This window comes from Achromobacter sp. CF-sbj1-Ac2-l, from assembly GCF_052698165.1.
The window spans coordinates 2,809,283-2,834,398 of the sequence record NZ_CP199855.1 but is presented as its reverse complement, the minus strand read 5'-3'; the positions used below and the strand labels follow the sequence as shown (position 1 = coordinate 2,834,398).

Sequence of the window (25,116 nt, the reverse complement as noted above, 5' to 3'; positions counted from 1 at the left end):
TACTCCTGTAGGTTGGCCGTCTCGGGGCCATGTTAAGGCCGGGCGGATCGGCGATCCACCCGGCTGCCGGCCTCAAGCCAGATCGAACACCAGCACTTCGGCGTTGTCGCCGCCGGACAGCGCCACCCGCGTTTCATCGCTGATGGCGACCGCGTCGCCGGCCGCCAGCGCCACGCCGTTGACCGTCAGGCTGCCGCGGGCCACGTGCACCCAGGCGCGGCGGCCGGGGGCCAGTTCCAGCGTGGCCGACTCGTCGCCGTCGAACAGGCCGGCATAGAGCCGCACGTCCTGATGGATCGTCATCGAGCCGTCGACGCCGTCGCCCGACACCAGGGCTTGCAGACGGCCGCGCTTTTGCGCGTCGGTGAAGGCCTTTTCCTCATACTCCGGCGCGATACCGGTGACGTTCGGCTCGATCCAGATCTGCAGCATGTGCGTTTCCTTGTCGGCGCGCGGGTTGAACTCGGAGTGCATCACGCCGCGGCCGGCGCTCATCCGCTGCACGTTGCCGGGCTGGATGGTGGAGCCGCTGCCCATGCTGTCCTTGTGCGCAATGGCGCCGTCCAGCACGTAGGTGATGATCTCCATGTCGCGGTGGCCGTGGGTGCCGAAGCCGCGGCCGGCGGCGATGCGGTCGTCGTTGATCACGCGTAGCGCGCCGAAGCCCATGTGGGCGGGATCGTAGTAGTTGGCGAACGAGAAGGTGTGGAACGAATCGAGCCAGCCGTGGTTGGCGTGACCGCGTTCGGCGCTACGGCGGATGGTAAGCATGGTGACTCCTGTTTCAAATATGTGAATGGTTTCGCTTGGACCGGCGCCTGACTTTTTTCGCTTGGCGCTGGCTGCTCGACCGGCATGAGTGACATTGTGCGCGTACTCGCGCGCCAATTTGACGCTATGATTTGAAGAAACCATTCAGTTTTTTTGAACGATATTGCCCGGAGCTTCCCCATGCAGCCGATCACCCCCGAATTGCTCGTCCTGGTGGATGCGATCGCGCGCCACGGCAGCTTTGCCAAGGCGGCGCGCGAGCTGGACAAGGTGCCCTCCGCCGTGACCTACGCCATCCGCAAGCTGGAGGACGGGCTGGACGTGCTGCTGTTCGACCGCTCCGGGCACCGGGCGCTGCTGACGCCGGCCGGCGAGGCGCTGCTCAAGGACGGCCGCCACGTGCTGCAGTCGCTCGACGACCTGGCCTGCCGGGTCAAGCGCATCGCCACCGGCTGGGAGGTGGAGCTGCGCATCGCGGTAAGCGCGGTGCTGCCCTGGCGGCCGCTGTACGACCTGGTCGAGGAATTCCAGGCGCTGGGCAGCGCGACGACCCTGCGCTTTTCGACCGAGGTGCTGAGCGGCAACTGGGATGCGTTGACCTCGAACCGCGCCGACCTCGTGATCGGCGCGGGAGCGGCCGGCGAGCCGACCGGCCCCTACCGCTCACAGACGATGGGACAGGCGCAATTCGGCTTCTGCGTGGCGGCGCATCACCCGCTCGCATCGCTGCCGCAGCCGCTGAGCCGCGCCGACATCACGCGCTACTGCGCGGTGGTGGTGGCCGATACCTCGCGCAACCTGCCGCCGCAGTCGCGCGGCATCCTGGCAGAGCAGCCGACGCTGGTGATGCCCACGATGCAGGCCAAGATCGAGGCCCAGATTCGCGGGTTGGGATGCGGCTACCTGCCGTTGACGCTGGCCGCGCCCTACCTGGCGCAGGGCGTGCTGGTGGCCTGCGATACCGATGAGGGGATGTCGCTGACCGAGCATGTGGCGTATGCGTGGCGGGCGGAGGCGCCCGGCGAGGCGTTGAAGTGGTGGCTGCAGAAGTTGAAGTCGCCGCGCCTTTGCGAGGGCCTGCTAGGCATGGCCTGAGCGCGCCATTTTCCTCTGAAGGACGCCCCGCGGGCGGCGCAGCGGCCGCCCCGGGGTCCGGGCCAACGCGGCCTACTCGTCCTCGATGCCCAGCTCGCGCAGCTTGCGCGTGATGGTGTTGCGGCCGATGCCCAGCCTTGAGGCGGCTTCCACGCGGCGGCCGCGACTGGCGTCCAGGGCGCTTTGGAGCAGGATCTTCTCGAACTGGCGCGTCAGCGTCGCCATGACAGCGGGTTCGCCGCGCTCTAGGCGGTACTGCGCGTCGCGCAGCAGGGAGTCCTGCCAGTTGCGGGGCGTGGCTTCGTCGGCCGCGGCGGGCGCGGAGTGCTGGACCACGGTGCCGATGGCGGCAACGCCGGCGCTGGCGGGCGGTCGCGGCGATACGGAGCCGGCGGCCGGCGCGTGTTCCATCGCGCGGATTTCGGGCGGCAGGTCGGCGCGTTCGACGGTCTGACCAGGGGCCATGACGGTAAGCCAATGGCAGAAGTTCTCCAACTGGCGCACGTTGCCCGGAAAGTCGAACTTGGTCAGGACGGCCAGCGCTTCCGGAGTCAGCCGCTTGACCGGCACGCCAAGGGCGCGCGCGCTGGCGGTGAGGAAGTGGTTGGCGAGCGCGGGGATGTCCTCGACCCGTTCGCGCAGCGGGGGCAGGCGCAGGCGGATGACGTTCAGGCGGTGGAACAGGTCTTCGCGGAACAGGCCCTGCTCGACCCGCTGCTCCAGCGGCTGGTGGGTGGCGGCGACGATGCGCACGTCGACCCGCACCGGCTGGGCGCCGCCGACGCGGTAGAAGCTGCCTTCGGCCAGCACGCGCAGCAGGCGGGTCTGCAATTCGATCGGCATGTCGCCGATTTCATCGAGGAACAGCGTGCCGCCATGGGCTTCCTCGAAGCGGCCGCGGCGCAGCGTGTTGGCGCCGGTGAAAGCGCCGCGTTCGTGGCCGAACAGTTCGGCTTCCAGCAGATCGCGCGGGATGGCGGCGGCGTTCAGCGCCACGAACGGGCCGCCGGCGCGCATGCCATGGCCGTGCAGCGCGCGCGCCACCAGTTCCTTGCCGGTGCCGGACTCGCCGGTGATCAGCACGGTGACCTTGGACTGCGCCAGCCGGCCGATGGCGCGGAACACTTCCTGCATGGCGGTGGACGACGACTGCGTCATCATCCAGCGTTCGTTGTTCTGCGCCTCGCCCTGCCCTTCGGGACTCTCGGGCTGGGCCGATTCCTGCATGGCGCGCTGGATCAGCGCCACCGCTTCGTTCACGTCGAAGGGCTTGGCCAGGTAGTCGAAGGCGCCGCCCTGGAAGGCCGACACGGTGCTGTCCAGGTCGGCAAAGGCGGTCATGACGATGACGGGCAGGCCAGGATGGCGTTCCTTGAGCTGGCGCAGCAGTTCGAGGCCGTTGCCGCCGGGCATGCGGATATCGGAAACCAGGGCGACGGGCGTCTCGTGCGCCAGCGCGTCGAGCACGTCGGCGGCCTGGGAGAAACTACGGGTGGGGACACCGGCGCGGGCCAGGGCCTTTTCGAGGACCCAGCGGATGGCCTGGTCGTCGTCGACGATCCATACGGGTTTCATCAGAGTGCGGGCTCCATCGGTAGGACCAGGCGAAACTCGGTGCGCCCGGGTCGGGATTCAAATTCGATGATGCCTCCGTGCTGCTGCACGAAATCCTGGGCCAGGCTCAGGCCCAGGCCGGTCCCGCCGGCGCGGGCGGTGACCAGGGGATGGAAAATGCGGTCGCGGATATGGTCCGGCACGCCGGGACCGTTATCGATGATGGACAGCTCCAGCGCCAGGCGGTGCTGCCGATGCGCCAGCATGACCTGGCGCGCCACGCGGGTGCGCAGCGTGACGACGCCAGGTTCGAGTCCGGGCGTCTGCGGCCGCGCGACCAGTTCCTGCGCCGCGTTGCGGGCCACGTTCAGCACCGCCTGCATCAGGCGGGCGGCGTCGCCCTTCAGGTCGGGCATGGACGCGTCGTAGTCGCGCACCAGCGTGACGTCGTTGCGGAATTCGGCCTGGATCAGGGCGCAGACGCGCTCGCAGATCTCGTGGATGTTCACCGGCCGCGCGTTCAGCGGCACGCGTTGCGGGCCGCTCAGGCGGTCCACCAGCGCCTGCAGGCGGTCGGCTTCGGAAATGATGACCTGGGTGTACTCGGCCAGCGCCGCGCTCGGCAGCTCGGCTTCCAGCAGTTGCGCGGCGCCACGCAAGCCGCCCAGGGGATTCTTGACTTCGTGCGCGAGGTTGCGCAGCAGTTCGCGGTGCGCCTCGATCTCGTCGACCAGGCGATGGTTGCGATCGGCCAGCACGCGCTGCTCGATCTCGCGGGTCTCGATCAGCACCGGCCAGGCCTGGCCGCTCAAGCCGACCGTGGTCACCGCCACTTCCACCGATTCGGCGGCGCGGCGCAATGAGGCCAGTTGCCTGACGTCGGCATACCTGCCGGCCGCGGCGCGGTCGATGGACGATTGGATGTTTTCCGGATTGTCGAACAGCGTGGCGGCGGAGTGGCCGCAGAGCTGCTTGCGGGAACGGCCGAACAAATCCTCGGCGGCCGCATTGGCGTATTCGATATGCCCGCGTGCGTTGACCAGGAAAACGGACGTGGCAAGCAGATCGAGAGCTTCTACATTCATTTTCAACGTACCCGAATGACTACAAGGGGGAAATCGGCACACCGGTCCGGTGGCGCTTGCGTGCGCCGCCCTGCCCGCCGGCGCGAGGGCCGGCGGGACAGGCTGTCGGTCGGCGACCTGGCGGTGCGCGTGGTGTCGGCCCTGGTTTCTGCCTACATCATCGCGCTCCCCCAGCCACAACCCCTGGAAATCAGAGGCTGTAGTACATGTCGAATTCGACCGGGTGCGTGGTCATGCGCAGACGGTTCACATCGGCCATCTTCAGGTCGATGTAGGCGTTGAGCATGTCGTTGCTGAACACGCCGCCGCGGGTCAGGAACTCGCGGTCGTTGTCCAGCGCTTCCAGCGCCTGCTCCAGCGAGGAGCACACGGTCGGGATCTTGGCGTCTTCTTCCGGCGGCAGGTCGTACAGATTCTTGTCGGCCGGATCGCCGGGGTGAATCTTGTTCTGCACGCCGTCCAGGCCGGCCATCATCAGGGCCGAGAAGGCCAGGTACGGGTTGGCCAGGGGGTCCGGGAAGCGCGCTTCGACGCGGCGGCCCTTCGGGTTGCCCACGTACGGGATGCGGATCGAGGCCGAACGGTTGCGGGCCGAGTAGGCCAGCTTGACCGGGGCTTCGTAGTGCGGGACCAGGCGCTTGTACGAGTTGGTGCCCGGGTTGGTGATGGCGTTCAGGGCGCGGGCGTGCTTGATGATGCCGCCGATGTAGTACAGCGCGAATTCCGACAGGCCGGCATAGCCGTTGCCCGCGAACAGGTTCTGGCCGTCCTTCCAGATCGACTGGTGCACGTGCATGCCGGAACCGTTGTCGCCGACGACGGGCTTGGGCATGAAGGTGGCGGTCTTGCCGTAGGCATGGGCCACGTTGTGCACGATGTACTTGACGATCTGGGTCCAGTCGGCACGTTGCACCAGGGTGCTGAACTTGGTGCCGATTTCCAGTTGGCCGGCGCCGGCCACTTCATGGTGGTGCACTTCGACCGGCACGCCCATCTGTTCCATCAGCAGGCACATTTCCGAACGCATGTCCTGGAACGAATCGACCGGGGGAACGGGGAAGTAGCCGCCCTTGACCGCGGGACGGTGGCCGGTGTTGCCGCCTTCGAATTCCAGGCCGGTGGACCAGGAGGCCTCTTCCGACTTGATCTTGACGAAGGTGCCCGACATGTCGGTGTTCCAGGTCACGCCGTCGAACACGAAGAATTCGGGTTCCGGACCGAAGTAGGCGGTGTCGCCCAGGCCCGAGGCCTTCAGGTAGGCTTCGGCGCGCTTGGCCAGCGAACGCGGGTCGCGGTCATAGCCCTTCAGGTCCGACGGTTCGACCACGTCGCACGACAGGATCAGGGTCGGCTCTTCGCGGAACGGATCCAGGTTGGCGGTCGACAGGTCGGGGATGAGCAGCATGTCGGAGGCTTCGATGCCCTTCCAGCCCGGGATCGACGAACCGTCGAAAGCCTGCCCGCTTTCCAGCTTGTCTTCATCGATAGCGGAAGTGGGCACCGACACGTGGTGCTCGCGGCCAACCGTATCGGTAAAGCGGAAATCCACGAATTTGACTTCGTTGTCGGCGATCTGTTTCAGGACGTCTTTCGGGCTTGCCATGTCATCTCCATTAGATAAAAGGGTCGAGGGCTGTGCCGCTCGACTGGCATAAAAGAGGGAAGCAATAAGCGTGCCAGGTCTCACCCCCGGGATTGCCCGGGGAGGCCTGTGAGGTCATGGGGCAATGTAGCACCATCTTGGTGCAAATGATGGGGCATGATTGCCCCATCATGGTGCTTTATTGCTACAGGAACATTTCCTGCAGGTCGTTCAGGAAGCGCCAGCCCAGGGGCGTGGCCCGCAGGCGGGTGGGATCGGCGTCCAGCAGGCCCTTGGCGGACGCTGCCTCCAATTGGTGCGCGATGGCGGCCAGCGACAGGCCGGTGCGCTCGTTGAACAGCGTGGCCGCGACGCCGTCCTTCAGACGCAGGGCGTTCAGCATGAACTCGAACGGCAGCTCGTCGGGGCCGACCTGGCGGCTCTCCGCCAGGTGGCTGCCGTCGCCGGCGGCGGCCGCGCGCATCCAGGACTCCGGGCTGCGCAGGCGCGCCTCGCGCACGATGCGGTCATGGAACGACAGTTTGCCGTGGGCGCCCGGCCCCAGGCCGAGGTAGTCGCCGAACTCCCAATAGTTCAGGTTGTGGCGGCAGCGCGCCCCGGGCCGGGCATAGGCCGAGACCTCGTAGCGCGCCAGGCCGGCCGCGGCCAGCTCGGCCTCGACCGCGTCCTGCATGGCGGCGCTGGCGTCGTCGTCCGGCAGGTCCTCGGGCGGGAACTTGGCGAAGACGGTGTTGGGCTCCATCGTCAGGTGATAGAGCGACAGGTGCTCGGTGCCGAAGCCGATGGCCTGGCGCAGGTCGGCCACGCAGGCGTCCAGGGTCTGGCCCGGCAGCGCGAACATCATGTCCAGGTTGACGCGCGGCGCGGCGCGCTGGGCCATCTCGATGGCGGCGCGGGCCTGGGCCGCGTCGTGGATGCGGCCCAGCTTCTTCAACTGGGCGTCGTCGAAGCTCTGGATGCCCAGCGAGAAACGGGTCACGCCGCTGGCGGCGTAGTCGCGGAAACGGCCGGCCTCGGCGGTGCCGGGATTGGCCTCCATGGTGATTTCCGCATCGGGCCACATGTTCAGACAGGCGCGCAGCATGGCCAGCAATTCGTCCAGGCCGGCGGCCGACAGCAGGCTGGGCGTGCCGCCGCCGATGAACACCGAAACCACCTGGCGCCCCCAGATCGACGGCAGCGCCTGCTCCAGGTCGCTGCGCAGCGCGTCCAGGTAGGCGCGTTCGGGAATCTCGCCGCCGGGCGCGGCGTGCGAATTGAAATCACAGTACGGGCACTTGCGCACGCACCACGGCACGTGCACATAGACCGACAGCGGCGGCAGGCTGGCCAGGGTGGCGCCGGCCGGGGTGACCAGGCGCGAGCGGGCCGCGCCCATTTCGGAGCGGATGGGGATGGTGATGGACATTCGTGTTCCTGGCGGCGGCGCACACGCGCGCCGGGGTCAAGCCTGGTTCAGCTTGCTCAGCAGTTCGCGCAGCGCGCGGGCGCGATGGCTGATGCGGTTCTTTTCCTCGGGATCGAGCGCGGCGGCCGTCAGGCCCTGGTCGGGCAGGTAGAAGTGCGGATCGTAGCCGAAGCCGTTCTCGCCTTCCGGCTGGTCGATGATTTCGCCCTGCCACAGGCCTTCGCCGATCAGCGGGCGCGGGTCGTTTTCACCGCGCACCAGCGCCAGCACCGCCACATAACAGGCGCTGCGGTCGGTCGCCGACGCCAACTTGTCGACCAGCAGCGCGTTGTTGGCCTGGTCGGATTTCTCGCCGCCATGCATCTTGGCGTAGCGCGCCGAATACACGCCCGGAGCGCCGTCCAGCGCGGCCACGCACAGGCCGGAATCATCGGCCAGCGCCGGCAGCCCGGTCAGGCGGCTGGCATGGCGAGCCTTGGTCAGCGCGTTCTCGACAAAGGTGACGTGGGGCTCCTCGGCCTCGGGCACGCCCAGGTCGCCCTGGGGCACCAGCTCGATGCCGAGCGGGGCGAACAAGGCGGAGAACTCACGCAGCTTGCCCGGGTTGTTGGATGCCAGCACGACGCGGCGCAGGGAATCGGGAATCTTGGGGGAAGTCATGGCCAAATTGTATAGGGCGCGGTCACCGCCCCGGGCGGCATGTTACGTGTAAGCGCAACAACACAGACATATTTCGTCGTCAATATGGGCAATCTTGTCACTGATCGTATCTGAACGCCCCGGCGATGAACCCACTTCACGCTTTGCCACGGCCGGTTGCGGCCAGCGCGCCCACCCATTCCGCCGGCGCCGCTGCGCCAGCCCCCGTCAGCCTGGCCGGCATCCTGCGCGAACGGCTGCTGCGCCCCCGCTTCCAGCCGGTGATCGACCTCTCGCACAGCCGCATCTATGGTCATGAAAGCCTGATCCGCGGCCCGGTCGACACCACCCTGCACTTTCCCGACGCCCTGTTCGCCGAGGCCCGCCGCCAGGGCCTGCATCCGCAACTGGAGCTGGCCAGCTTCCGGGCCGGCGCCCAGGGCTTCGACCAGACCGCGGCCGCCGGCAAGCTGTTCCTGAACCTGTCGGGTTCGGCGCTGATCCACTACTGGACGCTGTGGGGCGACGAAATGCCGCTGCGCCTGCTCAAGGATTGCACGCTGGCGCCGTCCAACATCATCGTCGAACTGACCGAGCAGGATCCCCTGTCCGAGCACATGTCGACGCTGGGCAACGCCTTTGCCTGCCTGCGCGAATACGGCATGCGCATCGCCCTGGACGACTATGGCGTGGGCAATTCCAACCTGCAGTTGTGGGCCGAGATGCAGCCCGATCTGGTCAAGATCGACCGCTACTTCTTCAACGGCATCGGCCATGACGATCGCAAGCAGAACATGGTGCGCGCCATCCTCAAGGTGGCGCAGTACCTGGGCACGGCCATCGTGGCCGAGGGCATCGAGACCGCCGAGGACTTGGCGGTGGTGCGCGACCTGGAGATCCGCTACGCCCAGGGCTGGCTGCTGGGACGCCCCGACGAAGCCCTGCTGACCGAACTGACCCCGCCGCTGCGCGACTCGCTGCGGGTGCGGGCGCCCGCCCCACTGTCGCAGCGTTCGACCGGCGGCACCGCCGCCAGCCTGCGGGTCGAGGCTCCGGCCGCGCTGCTGCACAAGCACACCAACGACGACGTGCACCGCCTGTTCATCGAGCACAAGAGCCTGCACGCCGTGGCGGTGGTCGACGGCGACAACCGGCCGGTGGGCATCATCAACCGCCGCGACTTCTCCGAACACTACGCGCAGCGCTACACCCGCGAACTGTTCGGACGCGACGCCTGCTCGACCTTCATGAACGGCGAGCCGGTGCTGGTGGACCTGGACGTGTCGATCGACCAGTTGAGCCACGTGTTGATCTCGGAAGACCAGCGCTACCTGATGGACGGCCTCATCATCACCCGCGACGGCCGCTACGACGGCCTGGCCACCGGCGAGACGCTGGTGCGCTCGGTGACCGAGATGCGCATCGAGGCCGCACGCTACGCCAACCCGTTGACCTCGCTGCCGGGCAACATTCCCATCAGCCGGCACATCGCCACGCTGCTGGAGGACGCCGCCGATTTCACCATCTGCTACGGCGACCTGAACAACTTTAAGCCATTCAACGACGTCTACGGTTACTGGCGCGGCGACGACATGATCCTGCTCACCGCCGACATCATCAAGCGCCACTGCGATCCGCTGCGCGATTTCGTCGGCCACGTCGGCGGCGACGACTTCGTGGTGCTGCTGCGCAGCGCCGACTGGAACGAGCGCATCCAGCGCGTCATCGCCGAGTTCAACGAGCGCGCCATCGACCTGTACGACGACGAGGGCCGCCGCAACGGCGGCATCGAGGCCGAGGACCGTTACGGCGTGCCGCGCTTTTTCCCGTTCGTGACGCTGGGGGTCGGCGCGCTCACCGTCACCCCTTCCCTATGCGAGCGCATCCGCCCGGAGGACATCGCGTCGGCCGCTGCCCATGTCAAGCACAAGGTCAAGCATGGGAACCTGTCGCTGGTGACCGAGCGCTACAACGGCGGCGCCCTGCCGCAGCTCGTGCGCTGAAGCCTGCCCGGCGGCCTCCTGCGTCGCCTGGTCGATCTGGAATACCGACACCGCGCGCCGCAGGCCCTGGGCCTGCTGTTCCAGCGCGGCGGCCGCGGCGGCGGTCTGTTCGACCATTGCCGCATTCTCCTGGGTCGAGCGTTCGATATCCGCCACGGCGTCATTGACCGAGGCGATGCCCGCGGCCTGCTCGGCCGTGGCGCTGGAGATTTCCGCCACGATCTGAGTCACGCGGTCGACCGAGGCCAGCATGTCGCGCATGGTGTCGCCGGCCAGGTTGACCTGGCGCACGCCGGCCTCGACGCGCGCGGCCGAATCCTCGATCAAGCCCTTGATTTCCCTGGCCGCCTGGGCGCTGCGCTGGGCCAGCGAGCGCACTTCTCCCGCCACCACCGCAAAGCCCTTGCCCTGCTCGCCGGCGCGGGCGGCTTCCACCGCCGCGTTCAACGCCAGGATGTTGGTCTGGAAGGCGATGCTGTCCACCACCCCGACGATCTCGCCGATGCGGCGCGCGCTGTCGGCAATGCCCTGCATGCTGGTCACCACCTCCTGCACCGCCTGGCCGCCGCGCTGGGCCAGTTGGGTCGCGCTGAGCGCCTGGCGGCTGGCCAGATCGGCGTTGCCTGCGGTCATCTGCACCGTATGGGCCAGTTGCGTCATGTTGGCCGCGGCCTCCTGCAGCGAACCGGCCTGGCGCGCGGTGCGGTCCGACATGTCGGCGCCGCCGGCCGCGATCTCGCCCGAGCCCGTATGGATCTCCTCGACACCATGGCGCACCGACGCCACCGCCGCCGACAGGCCGGTCTGCATGCGGCGCATGGCCGAATACAGCACGCCAATCTCGTTGTCGCCATGGACGGCGATGTGGCCGGTCAGGTCGCCGTCGGCGATGCGGTCGAAATGCGCGCCAGCCTCGTTCAGCGGCCGCAGGATGCGGCGGCGAAAGCCCAGCCGGATCAACACCGCCAGCACCAGCACGAAGCCCAGCACCGCCGCGGCCACCACGGTCACGCGCTGCATGGTCTGGCTGGCCCCGGCCACCGCGGCCTGGCCCTGCTGGCGCGCATAGGCCTGGTAGGCGTCGGCCTGCTTCACGTAGGCCGAGCCGGATGCCGGCAACACCTTGTCGACCAATCGATTCACCTCGATGCCGTTCCAGCCCTTGATGGCCTTGAACATGGGCGCCAGCGTCTGGTCGGCAAAAGCGGCATAGGCCGCCAGCGCCTGGTCGAACAGCGGCGCGCCCTGGGCGCTGGTGTCGGGATTGGCTCGCAGCCGCGCCAGGCTGGCAGCGGCCTGCCTGAGCAGCGCATCGGCATGATTCAGCGACTGGTCGCGGGCTTCCTCCAGCCCGCCCTCCATGGCCGTCTTGGCGTCGGTCAGCGCGGCGCGCGCCTGGAACAGGCTGCTGGTCATGTCCGACAGGTCGCTGGCGCGCTCGATACTGCCCCGACCCAGCGCCTCGATGTCGGCGCGGTTTTCGCGCAGCACGAAGATCCCGGCCGCCGCGGCCAGCGCGAACAGCACCACAAACACTGCCAGAATGGCGGAAACCGCCGTCGTCACCCTGAGATTTTTCCGCATATCCATCCGTCTGTTGCATCGCCACACAGGCGCATCGGCGCGATTATGGGGATGCAGTTTGGCAATTTCTTGACACAACCCGGCCCCCCGCATGACGAACGGCCGTCACACAAATGCGCTTTTGCGAACAGGAACCCGGTATTAATGAATTGTGAATTGGCAGGCGCGGCGCCTTGCGGCACATTCGATCCTGTCCCGAATTCCATTTCACTGTCGACATCGCAGCCCACCCCATGCCTCACGCCTCCCACGCCTACCAGGACATCCGCGAAGCCGTCCGCGACCTGTGCGCCCAATTCCCCGCCGAATACTTCCGCAAGGTCGATGAAGAACGCGGCTACCCCGACGCCTTCGTGCGCGCGCTCACCGAAGCCGGCTGGCTGGCCGCGCTGATTCCCCAGGAATACGGCGGCTCGGGCCTGGGCCTGACCGAGGCCTCGGTCATCATGGAAGAGATCAACCGCAGCGGCGGCAACTCGGGCGCCTGCCACGGCCAGATGTACAACATGGGCACCCTGCTGCGGCACGGTTCCGAGGCGCAGAAGCGCGAATACCTGCCGCGCATCGCCGCCGGCGAGCTGCGCCTGCAGTCGATGGGCGTGACCGAGCCCACCACCGGCACCGACACCACCAAGATCAAGACCACCGCCGTGCGCCGCGGCGACCGCTACGTCATCAACGGCCAGAAGGTCTGGATCTCGCGGGTGCAGCATTCCGACCTGATGATCCTGCTGGCCCGCACCACGCCGCTGGATCAGGTCACGCGCAAGTCCGAGGGCATGTCGATCTTCCTGGTGGACCTGCACGAGGCGGTCAAGCACGGCATGTCGATCCGCACGATCCCCAACATGGTCAACCACGAGACCAACGAGCTGTTCTTCGACAACCTGGAGATCCCGGCCGACAACCTGATCGGCGAGGAAGGCAAGGGTTTCAAGTACATCCTGGACGGCCTGAACGCCGAGCGCACCCTGATCGCCGCCGAGTGCATCGGCGACGGCTACTGGTTCGTCGACAAGGTCACCGCCTACGCCAAGGAACGCATGGTGTTCGGCCGCCCCATCGGCCAGAACCAGGGCGTGCAGTTCCCCATCGCCCGCGCCCACATCAACGTCGAGGCCGCCAGCCTGATGCGCTACGAGGCCTGCCGCCTGTTCGACGCGCACGAACCCTGCGGCGCGCAGGCCAACATGGCCAAGCTGCTGGCCGCCGACGCCTCCTGGGAGGCCGCCAACGCCTGCCTGCAGTTCCACGGCGGCTTCGGCTTCGCCACCGAATACGACGTCGAGCGCAAGTTCCGCGAGACCCGTCTCTATCAGGTCGCGCCGATCTCGACCAACCTGATCCTGTCCTACGTCGCCGAACACATCCTGGGCCTGCCGCGCTCCTTCTGACCATGACCCCCGACACCTCCCACCCCAGCGCCACCCTCGCCGCCTTCGCCGCCAACCTGCGCTTCGAGGACATCCCCGCCCCGGTGCTGCGCCGCGCCGAAGACCTGTTGCTGGACTGCCTGGCCTCGATCCTGGCGGGCGCCGCGTCGCGCCCGGTGCTGGCCATCGACCGCTACGCCGCCGCCATGGGGCCGGCGGACGGCCCCAGCGAGATCCTGATCAACCGGCGCCGCACCTCGCCGGTGTTCGCCGCCATGGTCAACGCCGCCGCCGCCCACGTGGTCGAGCAGGACGACGTGCACAACGGGTCGGTGTTCCACCCCGCGGCCGTGGTGTTCCCGCCGGTGCTGGCGGTGGCCCAGGCGCTGGGCCGCAGCGGCCGCGACCTGCTGGTGGCGGCCGTGGCCGGCTACGAAGTCGGCATCCGCGTCGGCGAATTCCTGGGCCGTTCGCACTACAAGATCTTCCACACCACCGGCACCGCCGGCACGCTGGCCGCCGCCGCGGCCACCGGCCGCCTGCTGGGCCTGTCGCCCGCGGCCATGCTGGACGCCTTCGGCTCGGCCGGCACGCAAGCGGCGGGCCTGTGGGAGTTCCTGCGCGACGCCGCCGATTCCAAACAACTGCATACCGCCCGCGCCGCCGCCAACGGCATCGCCGCGGCCTACCTGGCGCAGGAAGGCTTCACCGGCGCGCGCCACATCCTCGAAGGGCCGCAGGGCATGGCCGCCGGCATGTCGAGCGACGCCGACCCGGCCCGCCTGACCGACCGCCTTGGCACGCGCTGGGCGCTGGCCGAAACCTCGTTCAAGTTCCATGCATCGTGCCGCCACACCCATCCGGCGGCGGACGCCCTGCAGCAGGTGCTGCGCGAACACAAGCTGGCCGAAAGCGATATCGCGCGCGTGGTGGCGCACGTGCACCAGGGCGCCATCGACGTGCTGGGGCCGGTGGTCGATCCGCGCACCGTGCACCAGTCCAAGTTCTCGATGGGCACGGTGCTGGGCCTGATCGCGCGCCAGGGTCGCGCCGGCCTGCCGGAATTCGACGCCGCGCTGGACGATCCGGCGGTGGCCGACTTCCGCGGCCGGGTCACGATGGAACTGGATCCGGAAGTCGACGGCGCCTATCCGCAGCGCTGGATCGGCAAGGTCACGGTGCATACCCGCGACGGCCGCGTGCTGCACGGCCGCGTCGACGAACCCAAGGGCGATCCCGGCAACACCCTGTCGCGCGACGAGATCGAAACCAAGACGCTGAGTTTGGGCCGCTATGCCGACGCCGCCACCGAGGCCGAGCTGCGCGGCCTGATCAAAGCGATCTGGGACCTGGAGCGGGCCGGCAAGGTGGGCGCCCTGCTGCCCTGAGGCCCGCGCCGACCGCTTACACCAGCGCCGCCCGCTGCGCCCGCACCAGGCCGGCGATGCCGCTCTCGGCCAGGCCCAGCATCGCGTCCAGTTCGGCGCGCGTGAAGGTCGCGCCCTCGCCCGTGCCCTGCACTTCCACGAAGGCGCCGCTGCCCGTCATGATGACGTTGACGTCGGCGTCGCAGGCCGAGTCTTCCTCATAGTCCAGGTCCAGCACCGGACGGCCCTGCACCAGCCCGACCGACACCGCCGCCACCGCGTCGCGGATCGGGTTCACGGCCAGGTCGCCGCGTTGCATCAGCAGCGCCACCGCGTCGGACGCGGCCACCCAGGCGCCGGTGATGCTGGCGCAGCGCGTGCCGCCATCGGCCTGCAGCACGTCGCAATCCAGGTGCAGCGTGCGCTCGCCCAGCGCCCGCATGTCGAACACGGCGCGCAGGCTGCGGCCGATCAGGCGCTGGATCTCCTGGGTGCGGCCGCTCTGCTTGCCGCGCGCGGCCTCGCGGTCGCCGCGGGTATGGGTGGCGCGCGGCAGCATACCGTACTCGGCCGTGACCCAGCCCTCGCCTTTGCCCTTGAGGAATGGCGGCACCTTTTCCAGCACGCTGGCCGTGCACAGCACGTGGGTGTTGCCGGCCTTCACCAGTACCGACCCTTCGGCGTAGCGCGTGAAACCGCGCTCCAGGCTGAACGGCCGCAGTTCGTCGACGGCGCGGCCCGACGGGCGGGCAATGGCGGTGGCAGAGGTCATGGCAAGGCTCCAATCAGATTCGGTTGGCGGCATTGTACGGGCTGCGGGTCGCGGCCCCGCCCGGGTTTGGAGTATCCTGCCGCGATACACGGGTTGCATATACCCGCCCGCGTCCGCGCACGACGGACAGGCGGAACCGGCGCGGCCCGATCCAAAACAAGCAACAGGATATCGACACCATGATTCGCAGTATGACCGCCTTCGGCAACGCCCGGGCAGACCTGGAACAAGGCACGCTGGCGCTGGAACTGCGCAGCGTCAACAGCCGCTTCCTCGACCTCTATTTCCGCCTGCCCGACGAGCTGCGCCACGTCGAGACGCCGCTGCGCGAACTGCTGACGGCGCAACTGGGGCGCGGCAAGGTCGAGATCCGCGTGTCCTACACCCGCAACGTCAGCGCCGACCTGTCCAGGCTGGACCCCGCCTGGCTCGAAACGCTGGCCGAACAACTGCAGGCCGCGCGCCGCGTCCTGCCCGACATCGCCGCCCCGCGACTGGTCGAGCTGTTCAACTGGCCCGGCCAGCGCGCCAACGACGCGCTCGACCCGCAGGTCTGGGGCGCCGCCTGCATGCAGGCCGCCCAGGAAGCGCTCAAGCAGTTGCAGGAAGGCCGCGCGCGCGAAGGCGAACGCCTGGCCGGCATGATGCGCGACTGTGCCGACGGCGTGGCCGCCATCGTCGAACTGGTGCAGAACCACCTGCCGCAGTTGCTCGCCGACCACCGCGACAAGCTCGCCGCCAAGCTGCGTGAAAGCGTGGAAACGGCTTTCCCCGGCGGTTTCACCCATATCTCGGGCGCCGAATTGTCCGAGCGGCTGTCGCAGGAAGCCAACCTGTTCGCGCTGCGCATCGACGTCGCCGAGGAACTGTCACGCCTGCGCTCGCACGTGGCGGAGCTGCGCCACCTGCTGACCGACGGCGGCGGCAAGGCCGAAGGCAAGAAAAACGCCGGCAGCGCCGGCAAGCGCCTGGACTTCCTGTTCCAGGAAATGAACCGCGAGGCCAATACGCTGGGCTCCAAGGCCGGCAGCATGGAAGTCACCCGCGCCGCCATGGACCTGAAGCTGCTGATCGAGCAGATGCGGGAACAGGCGCAGAACATCGAGTGACGGGTACGCAAGACTCACGCATCCGGATTGCCGATCTTTGTCGCTTCGGCTTGGCCGAGCCCCGACACCCAGCGCCGCAAATGGCAGGACTTCGGCCCTGCTTTGACCGGCAGTCCGGATGATCAACCTCCTCCTGCCGCCTCCTATTCCCGGGCTTGCCACCGACATTGGCTGCTCGCCCCAAAAGGGATGACGAATTGGTCTCAGGCCCGCCGATCGGCCCGCCGCCTATCCATACAATGCCAGTTGCTCTTGTATCAGCTAATCCAATGGATTAGGATAGGACTCACGCGAAGTCATGCACGGCCTTGTCGAACTGCCCTCTTATATTCGCTTGGCCGACAAGCTTCTGACCGAGCGGGAACGCCAAGACCTTATCGACTATCTGGCGGGGAATCCCAAGGCCGGAGACATCATGGAAGGCACGGGCGGCGTGCGCAAGCTGCGCTGGCGCCGCGGCGACCACGGCAAGCGCGCGGGCGTGCGCGTCGTTTACTACTATCACGATGACCAGATGCCCCTATATCTGCTGACGCTCTTTGCCAAAGGCGACAAAGGCAATCTGACCAAGGCGGAGCGCAATGATCTTGCCAGTCTGGTCGACGTCTTGACGAACCTCTGGAACCGGCGAGCGCAATCATGACCAGCACATTCAACAACATCAAGCAGGGCCTGCACGAAGCGATCGCCCATGCCGAGGGCGATACCCGGGGCGTGCGCGTGCACCGCCCCCGTCAAGTCGACGTCAAGGCGGTACGAGCCAAAGTGGGCATGACCCAGGAGCAATTCGCCGCCCGATTCGGCTTTTCCACCGCGACGTTGCGGCACTGGGAACGTGGTGACCGCTCTCCGCGAGGCCCGGCGCTGGTATTGCTCAACGTGATTGAACGGAACCCCGAAGCGGTGATGGAAGCACTGGCGTAAGTTGAACGTTTGTAGCGCTTCTGCTCGTGCGGGCTGTCGGCGACCCGCTGCCTCGGCGCCGTTCGTCGGCACCAGGACAACGGGGGAACCCGCATTTCAGCGGCCGCCAGTACTTGGTGTGGGCGCCGTCTCCGGCCCGACCGTGGCGGGCTCGCCGCGCAGGGCAGAATCCAGGTAGGCGCTGCGCGCCCGGGCGTCCGGGAACGTCATGTCCTTGTAGCTGACGAAGCGCGAGCCCTTGGCCAGGCGGTAGCCCAGCCAGATCAGCAGGAACAGCGGAATGCCGATGTAGGTGGCCGCGACGCCGCCCCAGTCGATGCGGTGTTCCAGGAAGGCCTGGTAGTTCTGCCCCAGCGTGATCACCAGGCACAGCACGAAAGCGAAGATCGGGCCGAACGGGAAGAACGGCGACACGTACGGCAGGTCGGCCAGGTTGCGGCCCTGCTTGACGTAGCCACGGCGGAACCGGTAATGGCTGATGGCAATGCCCAGCCAGGCGATGAAGCCGGTCATGCCCGAGGTGTTCAGCAGCCAGATGTAGACCGCCTTGGGGCTGAAGATGAACGAGAAGAAGCACAGCGCCGCCACCACGGTGGTGGCCAGCAGCGCCCACAGCGGCACGCCGTTGCGCGCCACCCGGCCGAAAATACGCGGCGCCTTGCCGTCACGCGCCAGGCTGTAGAGCATGCGGGTGGCCGCGTACATGCCGGAATTACCGGCCGACAGCACCGAGGTCAGCACCACCGCGTTCATGATCGAGGCCGCCGCCAGCAGCCCGGCGCGTTCGAAGATCAACGCGAACGGACTGACGCTGACGTCGGTGACGTCATTGCGCAGCAAGTGCGGATCGGTATAGGGAATCAGCAGGCCGATCACCAGGATCGCCATCACGTAGAACAGCAGGATGCGCCAGAACACCTGGCGCACGGCGCGCGGCAGGTTGCGCGCGGGGTCCTTGGATTCGCCGGCGGCGATGCCGATGAGTTCGGTGCCCTGGAACGAAAAGCCCACTACCATGGCCACCCCGATCAGGGCGGCGAAACCGCCGGCGAACGGCGCGTCGCCCACGGTCCAGTTGGCCACCCCGCCATCCTCGCCGCCGCGGATGATGCCCAGCAGCATCATCACGCCCATGGCGACAAACGCCAGCACGGCGATCACCTTGATCAGCGCGAACCAGAATTCGGCCTCGCCGAAGCCGCGCGCCGACAGCGCATTCAACCCGAAAGTGATGGCAAGGAACAGCGCGCTCCAGTACACGCCCGGCACGTCGGGAAACCAGTACGCCATCACCAGTTGCGCGGCCACCAGGTCCACCGCCACCGTGACGGCCCAGTTGTACCAGTAGTTCCAGCCCAGCGCGAAGCCGAAGCCATCTTCGACATAGCGCGCGCCGTAGGTCGAGAACGACCCGGACACCGGCATCGCGGCGGCCAGCTCGCCCAGGCTTGTCATGAGGAAATAGACCATCACGCCGATCAACACATAACCCAGCAGCGCCCCGCCCGGACCGGCCTGGGCGATGGTGGCGCCGGAGGCCACGAACAGCCCCGTCCCGATGGAGCCGCCCACCGCGATCATCGTCAGGTGGCGCGCCGACAGGGCGCGGCGCAATTCGGACGGTTCTGCCGCCCCCTTCTTGCCGCCGTCGCGGTGCTGGTCGTGTTCCGTCAATGCCAAAGTCGTGTTCCTTCAGAGCAAAAAAGCCCCCGCGGATTGTGCCCCCGGGCGCCGTGGGATTTCCACGCAACGCGCGAGCATAGCGCAACTGCCCCCGGTCGTCGAAACGGCCGGGGGCAGGCGTGGATCCGTCCCCGCGCGGGGGATATTCACGCCGGGGCTATTGAAACGCCGTTTCCATGAAGGTGCGCAGCTTGCGCGAATGCAGCCGCTCGGGCGGCATGTCGCGCAGGCGTTCGAGCGCCCGGATTCCGATTTCCAGGTGCTGATTGACCTGGCGGCGGTAGAACGCGCTGGCCATGCCCGGCAATTTCAATTCGCCATGCAGCGGCTTGTCCGACACGCACAGCAGCGTGCCGTACGGCACGCGGAAGCGGAAGCCGTTGGCGGCGATGGTGGCGGACTCCATGTCCAGCGCGATGGCGCGCGACTGCGCGAAACGCTCGACCAGCTCGACGTGGTCGCGCAATTCCCAGTTGCGGTTGTCGATGGTGGCCACGGTGCCGGTGCGCATGATGCGCTTGAGGTCCCAGCCGGACAGTCCGGCGACCTCTTCGACCGCCTGCTCCAGCGCCACCTGCACCTCGGCCAGGGCCGGCACCGGCACCCAGGTGGGCAGGTCGTCGTCCAGCACGTGGTCCTCGCGCACGTAACCGTGGGCCAGCACGTAGTCGCCCAGCCGCTGCGAATCGCGCAGGCCGGCGCAGTGGCCCAGCATCAGCCAGGCGTGCGGGCGCAGCACCGCGATGTGGTCGGTGATGGTCTTGGCATTGGACGGCCCCACGCCGATGTTCACCAGCGTGATGCCCGAATGGTCGCCGCGCACCAGGTGATAGGCCGGCATCTGCGGCAGGCGCTGCGCCTGGCCGTCGTCGGCCGGGCCGGATTCGCCGCGCCGCGTGATGCGGTTGCCCGGCTCCACCAGCATCTCGTAGTCTTCGTTGCCGCTGGCCATCAGCGCGCGGGCGCGGGCGCAGAACTCGTCGACGTAGAACTGGTAGTTGGTGAACAGCACGAAATTCTGGAAATGCGCCGGCGCCGTGGCGGTGTAGTGCTGCAGCCGGTGCAGGGAATAGTCCACCCGTTGCGCCGTGAAGGGCGCCAGCGGCTTGGGCTCGCCCTCCTTGCCGCGCCACGAACCGTTGACGATGGCGTCGTCGGTCACCGCCAGGTCGGGCACGTCGAACAGGTCGCGCAGCGGGCGCTTGAGCGCCTCGAGATGCTCGCCTTCGACATACGCGCCCTCGGGGAAAGCGAAGTGCAGCGGGATGGGCGAATCGGATTCGCCAACCTCGACCGCCACGCGGTGGTTCTGCAGCAGTTGGCCCACCTGTTCGATCAGATAGTCGCGAAACAGCGCCGGCTGGGTGATGGTGGTCTGGTAGATGCCGGGTTCGGCCACGTGGCCGTACGACAGGCGGGTATCGATGGGATCGTAGGTTTCCACCAGGATACGGATGGCCGGGTAATAGGCCCGGGCCCGTTCGCGGCCATTGGACGAGCCTTTCAGGACTTCGCGGAACGCCGCCCGCAGGAATGCCGTGTTGCGGGCGTAGATCTCCGCCAGCCGGTCGACCGCCGCCACCGCGTCTTGGTAGGGCTCGAAAGGAATGGCCTCGGGCCGGTTCATCGAGGACAAAGGGTGTACTGCGTTCATCATGCGCTGGACTCCGCTTTCTTATGGTCTTGTTTTCAGCGGCCGCTGTCGGCGATCAAACCGGCAAGGGCCGATGGCACCGATTATGCCCGACCCAATCGCTCGATGAAGTGCCATATTGGCCCGCCTGACCAGACGCCATCTGACGCCCGATCTCCGGCGCCAGGGTCGTCATTGCGATAGAAACAATATATCATTCCGTTTTTCCATTTTTACGCCCTGCCCATGCCGCCGGCCACCGGCTTTCGCCCCCGCCCGACTCAGCGCCTTGCCCGATGGGCGACGCTGGCGTGGCTGTGCGCCTGCCTGCTGCTGGCGCCGCTGGGCGGAGTCCGGCACGCGCTGGCGCACCTGTATGACGCACCCGAGTCCAGCCAGGACGCCGCGCATACCCCCGACAAGCTCGGCCACTGCGATCTCTGCCATATCTGGGATCTGCTGGACGCAACGCTGCCAGCCTCGTTTCCCGTCATCAACGGCAGTCCGCCCCGGCTGACGCCGCCGCCGCCCACCCCGCGCGGCGCCACGCTCGTCACCAGTCCCTGGTTCCAATCGCGCGCCCCGCCCGCCGCGGCCTGATCCCCTCGCGCCCGATTCCAACCGCCGCCGTCCATCGGCCGGCACCCAGGACTGCCACCATGTCTATTGCTTCTTCCTTTGCGGGGACGCGCTCGTCCCTGCGCGCCTTCACCCTCAGCCCGCTCGCCCTCGCCTGCCTGCTGGCCCTGCCGCAGGCCGCCCGCGCCCAGGCCGCCGCCGACGCCACCACGCTGTCGCCCGTCATCATCACCGCCAATCCGCTGGGCAGCGAAGCGCTCGCCTCGCCGTCGACGGTGGTGCAAGGCACCGGCCTCGACCTGCGGCGCGCCTCGAACCTGGGCGAGACCCTCAACGGGCTGCCCGGCGTCTCCACCACCACCTACGGCCCGATGGTGGGCCGCCCCATCATCCGCGGCATGGACGGCGACCGCATCCGCCTGCTCAACAACGGCGTCGGCTCGCTCGACGCCTCGTCCCTGTCGTTCGACCACGCGGTGCCGCAGGACCCGCTGTCCACCAACCGCGTCGAAATCCTGCGCGGCCCGGCCGCCCTGCTGTATGGCGGCAGCGCCATCGGCGGCGTGGTCAACACCATCGACAACCGCATTCCCACCGAACCCATCGACGGCATCCACGGCGACGTTGCCGGCAGCTACGGCGGCGCCAACAACGACCGCAACGGCGCAATCCAGCTCGAAGGCGGCGACGGCAACTTCGCCATCCACGCCGACGCCTTCAGCCGCAAGACCGGCGACCTGCGCATTCCCGGCTACGCCCGCACCTCGCAGCAACGCGCGATCGACGGCCCCGACCGGGACCAGCCGCGCGGCACCCTGCCCAACAGCGACGGCCAGGCCAGCGGCGGCGCGCTCGGCATGTCCTGGACCGGCGACCGCGGCTACGCCGGCCTGTCCTACAGCGGCTACGACTCGAACTACGGCTCGGTGGCCGAGCCGGACGTGCGCATCAGGATGCGCCAGGAACGCTTCGGCTTCGCCAGCGAGCTGCGCGACCTGGAAGGCCTGTTCACCAGCGTCAAGATGAACTTCGCCTACACCGATTACCAGCACAAGGAAATCGAGGACGGCGAGACGGGCACCATCTTCAAGAACCGCGGCTACGAGGCCCGGATCGAGGCCCGCCACGCCGACATCGGGCCGCTGCGCGGCGTGGTCGGCCTGCAACTGGGCCAGACGCGCTTCTCGGCGCTGGGCGACGAAGCGCTGGTGCCCACCACTGACACCGATTCCGCCGCGCTGTTCGCGCTGGAGGAATGGAAGATCAACGAGCGCCTGACGCTGAGCGCCGGCGCGCGCGCCGACCACACCCGCCTGACGCCGGGCGGCGGCGGCAACGAACGCTTCGACGGCTCCAACCGCCGCACCTTCACCGCCGGCAGCTTCTCGCTGGGCGGCATCTACAAGCTGGACAGCGCCTGGTCGGTGGCCGCCAACACCGCCTACACCGAGCGCGCGCCCACCTTCTACGAGCTGTACGCCAACGGCCCGCACGCCGCCACCGGCCAATACCTGCTGGGCGACCAGAACCTGGCCAAGGAACGCGCCTGGTCCGGCGACCTGTCGCTGCGCTACAAAAAGGACGCCGACAGCGCCAGCGTCGGCGTGTTCTACAGCCGCTTCTCCAACTACCTGGCCGAAATGAACACCGGCCGTTTCCGCAACGATAACGGCGACCTGGTCGCGGCCGGCGATGACGGCGCCCTGCCCGAGGCCCGCTACCAGGGCGTGTCCGCGCGCCTGTACGGCGTGGAAGCGGAAAGCAGCACGCGCGTGCTGCAATCGGGCGGCCACAAGCTGGACCTGGGCCTGTCGGGCGACTACACCGTGGCCCGCAACAGCGACACCGGCCGCTCGCTGCCGCGCATTCCGCCGCTGCGCCTGCGGGTGGGGTTGGACTACGGCTACGGCCCCTACAGCGCCGGCCTGAGCGTGTCCAAGGCCTTCGCCCAGCACAGCCGCCCGGACAACGACACGGCCACCGCCGGCTACTACAGCCTGGACGCCACCGCCGGCTACCGCTTCAAAGTCGCCGCGGTGCAATGGCAGGCCTACGTGCGCGGCATCAACCTGACCAACCAGGACATCCGCTACGCCACCTCGGTGCTGCGCGACGTCGCTCCCGAAGGCGGGCGCGCCGTGATGGTCGGCCTGCGCGGCAGTTTCTGAGCCCCACGCCTGGCGCCCGTTACCTTTTCCTGACGGCATGAGGTAACGGGCGCGACGGGGAAATGCTGCATTGCACTACAAATGTAATGAAACTTTATTCCATTACAATGCGATGGCAGTTCGTGAAGCTCAAGCCTCCCCTGCCCCCTTTCCGCCGGCTTGTCCCCCCGGGACAAAGCCATGCCGCCCACTCCGATTCCTGAAGTGACGTAATGACGCCGCCTACGCGAAAAGCACGATCCGCCCTGTTCCGCCTGCCCGCATTCCTGTCCGCCCCCCTGCTGGCCCTGACGTTCTCCTGGTTACCCGGCGCCGCCCAGGCGTCCATCCCCTCCGAACAAGCCCGCGCCACCCTGTCCGGCCTGAGCCTGGCGCAGGAACCCACCGTGCCCACCCTGCGCGAACGCGTGGTGCAAGCCGGCCTGGCCGCCATCGGCACGCCCTACAGTTGGGGCGGCGACGACGCCGCCGAAGGCTTCGACTGCAGCGGCCTGGTGCTGTACGTGTTTCGCGAGATCGCCGGCCTGGAACTGCCGCGCACCGCGCGCCAGCAGCGCACCCAGGGCGATACGGTCAGCAACAAGAAACAGCTCAAGCCCGGCGACCTGGTGTTCTTCGCCACCCGCGGCCGCGGCATCACCTCGCACGTGGGCATCTACATCGGCCAGGACAAATTCGTGCACGCCCCGCGCCGAGGCGCCAAGGTGCGCGTTGACGAGATGAAGAATCCGTACTGGTCCAAGCGCTATCTCGGCGCGCGCAGCTACATCGATACGGCCAAGGGCCAGATGCTGGCGCAGAAGTAGATCAGCCGCCACGCTGTGTGCCATGTGCTCGCGGCGCCGTGTAGGGAATGTCTTGTCATGAGGGCGCAGGCGCCGTCGCCCTCCCGCGAGTTCGAATCCGGCATTGCCATCACCTGATTGGCGGTCTTGCCGGTGCGATTCCGTTGGGCCTTGATACCGGCGGTCGACACGGCCGCACGGCAGATACCGTTGTGCGTCACGTTGCTTTGCTGTCCAGGAGCGTGCTCATGCCCGGCGCTGGCGCCGCCACCGAAGTTCCGGACGGCTCGCATCCCCGGTAACGCTGAAGCCGCACAACAGGCTCGCCCCGGGCACCTTGCAAAGGCTGTTGCTCTCGATGTCGCTGACGGTCAAGCTTCGCCTCGTCACGGCATTCCCCCATCACCGTCGCTTCGGACGAGCCTTGAGGCTGTAGACGCGCCCTGTTTGCGCTGAAACATCCGTTATGCGCTTCGGGCCGATGCGATCGTCATGTGCAGCGAGTAAATGCCTCCCGCAAAGCAAGACCCAGCTCCATGTCGCTGGCAGTCTGCGGGACGATTACTGGGACAAGATCTAAATTAGTACGCACCGTGAAGCCGTCCAGCCCTTTGCGGTGAGTCGGCTGGAATTCGATTCCCTCGCTCATCACGGAGACCGGACAAAACTTCATGCTCTTATATAAAGCCCGCTTGCCGGTATACCCAAACTTTCGCATCATCAACGAATCTTCTTCTTTGCCCCTTTTTTTAAGCTCACCCGAATTAATCATTTGGCTCACATACTCTCTAGGAACGGCTCTGCTCGTAGCAAGAGCCTGCCTGACAGCGCTGCCCAGTACTTCATCGTTTTCATCCGGCGGCAGAAATAACTTATATCCATCTGGATCACTAATTTCTATTAATGCAACTGCCAGGGAACTTACGCTGAAAAATTTGTCATTCGAAAGCACGATGGCAGATGGAATAAATTTTTTCATGC

20 protein-coding genes and 1 pseudogene are annotated in these 25,116 nt (G+C 67.4%); 10 read left to right on the top strand and 11 right to left on the bottom strand.

Annotation, left to right across the window (positions count from 1 at the left end; genetic code table 11):
* Positions 1–72: 72 nt before the first annotated feature.
* Entirely contained in the window at positions 73–771 is a 699-nt protein-coding gene (locus ACUDCK_RS12965) for a pirin family protein (RefSeq protein ID WP_064522982.1), read from the bottom strand.
* 180 nt (positions 772–951) lie between these two features.
* On the opposite strand from ACUDCK_RS12965, the gene ACUDCK_RS12960 reads away from it, so the two are divergent.
* Complete coding sequence (locus ACUDCK_RS12960; RefSeq protein ID WP_175167350.1) at positions 952–1,866, top strand: LysR family transcriptional regulator; 915 nt, start codon at positions 952–954, stop codon at positions 1,864–1,866.
* A gap of 72 nt (positions 1,867–1,938) precedes the next feature.
* Here the strand turns inward: ACUDCK_RS12960 and ntrC are convergent, their stop codons facing one another.
* The 5 genes from ntrC to rdgB form a co-directional block, all read right to left on the bottom strand.
* On the bottom strand, positions 1,939–3,441 hold the full coding sequence (gene ntrC / locus ACUDCK_RS12955; RefSeq protein ID WP_054502629.1) for a nitrogen regulation protein NR(I): 1,503 nt from the start codon (positions 3,439–3,441) through the stop codon (positions 1,939–1,941).
* Positions 3,441–4,505 (bottom strand): nitrogen regulation protein NR(II), encoded by a 1,065-nt coding sequence (glnL, locus tag ACUDCK_RS12950; RefSeq protein WP_064522984.1) that lies wholly within the window; start codon positions 4,503–4,505, stop codon positions 3,441–3,443. The genes ntrC and glnL overlap by 1 nt, the downstream gene beginning before the upstream one ends.
* 190 nt (positions 4,506–4,695) lie before the next feature.
* Positions 4,696–6,108 (bottom strand): type I glutamate--ammonia ligase, encoded by a 1,413-nt coding sequence (gene glnA / locus ACUDCK_RS12945; protein WP_049073515.1) that lies wholly within the window; start codon positions 6,106–6,108, stop codon positions 4,696–4,698.
* A 184-nt stretch (positions 6,109–6,292) separates the two neighbouring features.
* Positions 6,293–7,516: a radical SAM family heme chaperone HemW gene (gene hemW / locus ACUDCK_RS12940; protein WP_175167351.1), complete on the bottom strand. Its 1,224-nt coding sequence runs from the start codon at positions 7,514–7,516 to the stop codon at positions 6,293–6,295.
* A 36-nt stretch (positions 7,517–7,552) separates the two neighbouring features.
* A complete protein-coding gene (gene rdgB, locus ACUDCK_RS12935; protein WP_054502632.1) occupies positions 7,553–8,176 on the bottom strand; it encodes an RdgB/HAM1 family non-canonical purine NTP pyrophosphatase in 624 nt (207 codons plus the stop codon).
* Between the two features lie 125 nt (positions 8,177–8,301).
* Between rdgB and ACUDCK_RS12930 the strand changes: the two genes are divergently transcribed.
* Entirely contained in the window at positions 8,302–10,158 is a 1,857-nt protein-coding gene (locus tag ACUDCK_RS12930) for an EAL domain-containing protein (RefSeq protein WP_231132851.1), read from the top strand.
* A gap of 198 nt (positions 10,159–10,356) precedes the next feature.
* Here ACUDCK_RS12930 and ACUDCK_RS12925 read toward each other — a convergent pair.
* A pseudogene (locus ACUDCK_RS12925) lies at positions 10,357–11,742 on the bottom strand (methyl-accepting chemotaxis protein); the annotation flags it as partial.
* A 233-nt stretch (positions 11,743–11,975) separates the two neighbouring features.
* On the opposite strand from ACUDCK_RS12925, the gene ACUDCK_RS12920 reads away from it, so the two are divergent.
* On the top strand, positions 11,976–13,136 hold the full coding sequence (locus ACUDCK_RS12920) for an acyl-CoA dehydrogenase family protein (RefSeq protein WP_175167352.1): 1,161 nt from the start codon (positions 11,976–11,978) through the stop codon (positions 13,134–13,136).
* Positions 13,133–14,503, top strand: a complete 1,371-nt coding sequence (locus ACUDCK_RS12915) for an MmgE/PrpD family protein (RefSeq protein ID WP_175167483.1) — start codon at positions 13,133–13,135, stop codon at positions 14,501–14,503. Before ACUDCK_RS12920 ends, ACUDCK_RS12915 begins: the two co-directional genes overlap by 4 nt.
* A 16-nt stretch (positions 14,504–14,519) precedes the next feature.
* On the opposite strand, the gene rph is transcribed toward ACUDCK_RS12915, so the two are convergent.
* Positions 14,520–15,254, bottom strand: a complete 735-nt coding sequence (gene rph / locus ACUDCK_RS12910) for a ribonuclease PH (RefSeq protein WP_445659315.1) — start codon at positions 15,252–15,254, stop codon at positions 14,520–14,522.
* 179 nt (positions 15,255–15,433) lie between these two features.
* Between rph and ACUDCK_RS12905 the strand changes: the two genes are divergently transcribed.
* The 3 genes from ACUDCK_RS12905 to ACUDCK_RS12895 all read left to right on the top strand — a co-directional run bounded on the left by ACUDCK_RS12905 (position 15,434) and on the right by ACUDCK_RS12895 (position 17,287).
* On the top strand, positions 15,434–16,363 hold the full coding sequence (locus ACUDCK_RS12905) for a YicC/YloC family endoribonuclease (RefSeq protein ID WP_054502637.1): 930 nt from the start codon (positions 15,434–15,436) through the stop codon (positions 16,361–16,363).
* 298 nt (positions 16,364–16,661) lie between these two features.
* Positions 16,662–17,006, top strand: a complete 345-nt coding sequence (locus tag ACUDCK_RS12900; RefSeq protein WP_064522992.1) for a hypothetical protein — start codon at positions 16,662–16,664, stop codon at positions 17,004–17,006.
* Entirely contained in the window at positions 17,003–17,287 is a 285-nt protein-coding gene (locus tag ACUDCK_RS12895) for a helix-turn-helix domain-containing protein (RefSeq protein ID WP_064522994.1), read from the top strand. Before ACUDCK_RS12900 ends, ACUDCK_RS12895 begins: the two co-directional genes overlap by 4 nt.
* 96 nt (positions 17,288–17,383) lie before the next feature.
* On the opposite strand, the gene ACUDCK_RS12890 is transcribed toward ACUDCK_RS12895, so the two are convergent.
* The gene (locus ACUDCK_RS12890; RefSeq protein WP_277355994.1) at positions 17,384–18,967 is read right to left on the bottom strand and encodes an amino acid permease; all 1,584 of its coding nucleotides are present in this window, start codon (positions 18,965–18,967) and stop codon (positions 17,384–17,386) included.
* Positions 18,968–19,127: 160 nt separating this feature from the next.
* Complete coding sequence (locus tag ACUDCK_RS12885) at positions 19,128–20,627, bottom strand: AMP nucleosidase (RefSeq protein WP_369815833.1); 1,500 nt, start codon at positions 20,625–20,627, stop codon at positions 19,128–19,130.
* Between the two features lie 222 nt (positions 20,628–20,849).
* On the opposite strand from ACUDCK_RS12885, the gene ACUDCK_RS12880 reads away from it, so the two are divergent.
* From ACUDCK_RS12880 to ACUDCK_RS12870, 3 genes are all read left to right on the top strand, one after another.
* On the top strand, positions 20,850–21,203 hold the full coding sequence (locus ACUDCK_RS12880; protein ID WP_054502639.1) for a hypothetical protein: 354 nt from the start codon (positions 20,850–20,852) through the stop codon (positions 21,201–21,203).
* A gap of 59 nt (positions 21,204–21,262) precedes the next feature.
* Entirely contained in the window at positions 21,263–23,350 is a 2,088-nt protein-coding gene (locus tag ACUDCK_RS12875) for a TonB-dependent receptor (RefSeq protein WP_175167354.1), read from the top strand.
* A gap of 212 nt (positions 23,351–23,562) precedes the next feature.
* On the top strand, positions 23,563–24,156 hold the full coding sequence (locus ACUDCK_RS12870; RefSeq protein WP_175167355.1) for a C40 family peptidase: 594 nt from the start codon (positions 23,563–23,565) through the stop codon (positions 24,154–24,156).
* A 469-nt stretch (positions 24,157–24,625) separates the two neighbouring features.
* Here ACUDCK_RS12870 and ACUDCK_RS12865 read toward each other — a convergent pair whose 3' ends face one another.
* Positions 24,626–25,114 carry a contact-dependent growth inhibition system immunity protein gene (locus ACUDCK_RS12865; protein WP_175167356.1) on the bottom strand — a complete coding sequence of 163 codons (489 nt, stop codon included), beginning with the start codon at positions 25,112–25,114 and terminating at the stop codon, positions 24,626–24,628.
* Positions 25,115–25,116 lie beyond the last annotated feature (2 nt).

What these genes read in the sequence shown, in the direction of transcription:
- ntrC (WP_054502629.1), bottom strand. Translation starts at nt 3,441, where the DNA reads ATGAAACCCGTATGGATCGTCGACGACGACCAGGCCATCCGCTGGGTC.
- rdgB (WP_054502632.1), bottom strand. Translation starts at nt 8,176, where the DNA reads ATGACTTCCCCCAAGATTCCCGATTCCCTGCGCCGCGTCGTGCTGGCA.
- ACUDCK_RS12905 (WP_054502637.1), top strand. Translation starts at nt 15,434, where the DNA reads ATGATTCGCAGTATGACCGCCTTCGGCAACGCCCGGGCAGACCTGGAA.
- ACUDCK_RS12865 (WP_175167356.1), bottom strand. Translation starts at nt 25,114, where the DNA reads ATGAAAAAATTTATTCCATCTGCCATCGTGCTTTCGAATGACAAATTT.
- glnA (WP_049073515.1), bottom strand. Translation starts at nt 6,108, where the DNA reads ATGGCAAGCCCGAAAGACGTCCTGAAACAGATCGCCGACAACGAAGTC.
- ACUDCK_RS12870 (WP_175167355.1), top strand. Translation starts at nt 23,563, where the DNA reads ATGACGCCGCCTACGCGAAAAGCACGATCCGCCCTGTTCCGCCTGCCC.
- ACUDCK_RS12875 (WP_175167354.1), top strand. Translation starts at nt 21,263, where the DNA reads ATGTCTATTGCTTCTTCCTTTGCGGGGACGCGCTCGTCCCTGCGCGCC.
- hemW (WP_175167351.1), bottom strand. Translation starts at nt 7,516, where the DNA reads ATGTCCATCACCATCCCCATCCGCTCCGAAATGGGCGCGGCCCGCTCG.
- ACUDCK_RS12965 (WP_064522982.1), bottom strand. Translation starts at nt 771, where the DNA reads ATGCTTACCATCCGCCGTAGCGCCGAACGCGGTCACGCCAACCACGGC.
- ACUDCK_RS12930 (WP_231132851.1), top strand. Translation starts at nt 8,302, where the DNA reads ATGAACCCACTTCACGCTTTGCCACGGCCGGTTGCGGCCAGCGCGCCC.
- glnL (WP_064522984.1), bottom strand. Translation starts at nt 4,505, where the DNA reads ATGAATGTAGAAGCTCTCGATCTGCTTGCCACGTCCGTTTTCCTGGTC.
- ACUDCK_RS12960 (WP_175167350.1), top strand. Translation starts at nt 952, where the DNA reads ATGCAGCCGATCACCCCCGAATTGCTCGTCCTGGTGGATGCGATCGCG.
- ACUDCK_RS12895 (WP_064522994.1), top strand. Translation starts at nt 17,003, where the DNA reads ATGACCAGCACATTCAACAACATCAAGCAGGGCCTGCACGAAGCGATC.
- ACUDCK_RS12920 (WP_175167352.1), top strand. Translation starts at nt 11,976, where the DNA reads ATGCCTCACGCCTCCCACGCCTACCAGGACATCCGCGAAGCCGTCCGC.
- ACUDCK_RS12900 (WP_064522992.1), top strand. Translation starts at nt 16,662, where the DNA reads ATGCACGGCCTTGTCGAACTGCCCTCTTATATTCGCTTGGCCGACAAG.
- rph (WP_445659315.1), bottom strand. Translation starts at nt 15,254, where the DNA reads ATGACCTCTGCCACCGCCATTGCCCGCCCGTCGGGCCGCGCCGTCGAC.
- ACUDCK_RS12880 (WP_054502639.1), top strand. Translation starts at nt 20,850, where the DNA reads ATGCCGCCGGCCACCGGCTTTCGCCCCCGCCCGACTCAGCGCCTTGCC.
- ACUDCK_RS12885 (WP_369815833.1), bottom strand. Translation starts at nt 20,627, where the DNA reads ATGATGAACGCAGTACACCCTTTGTCCTCGATGAACCGGCCCGAGGCC.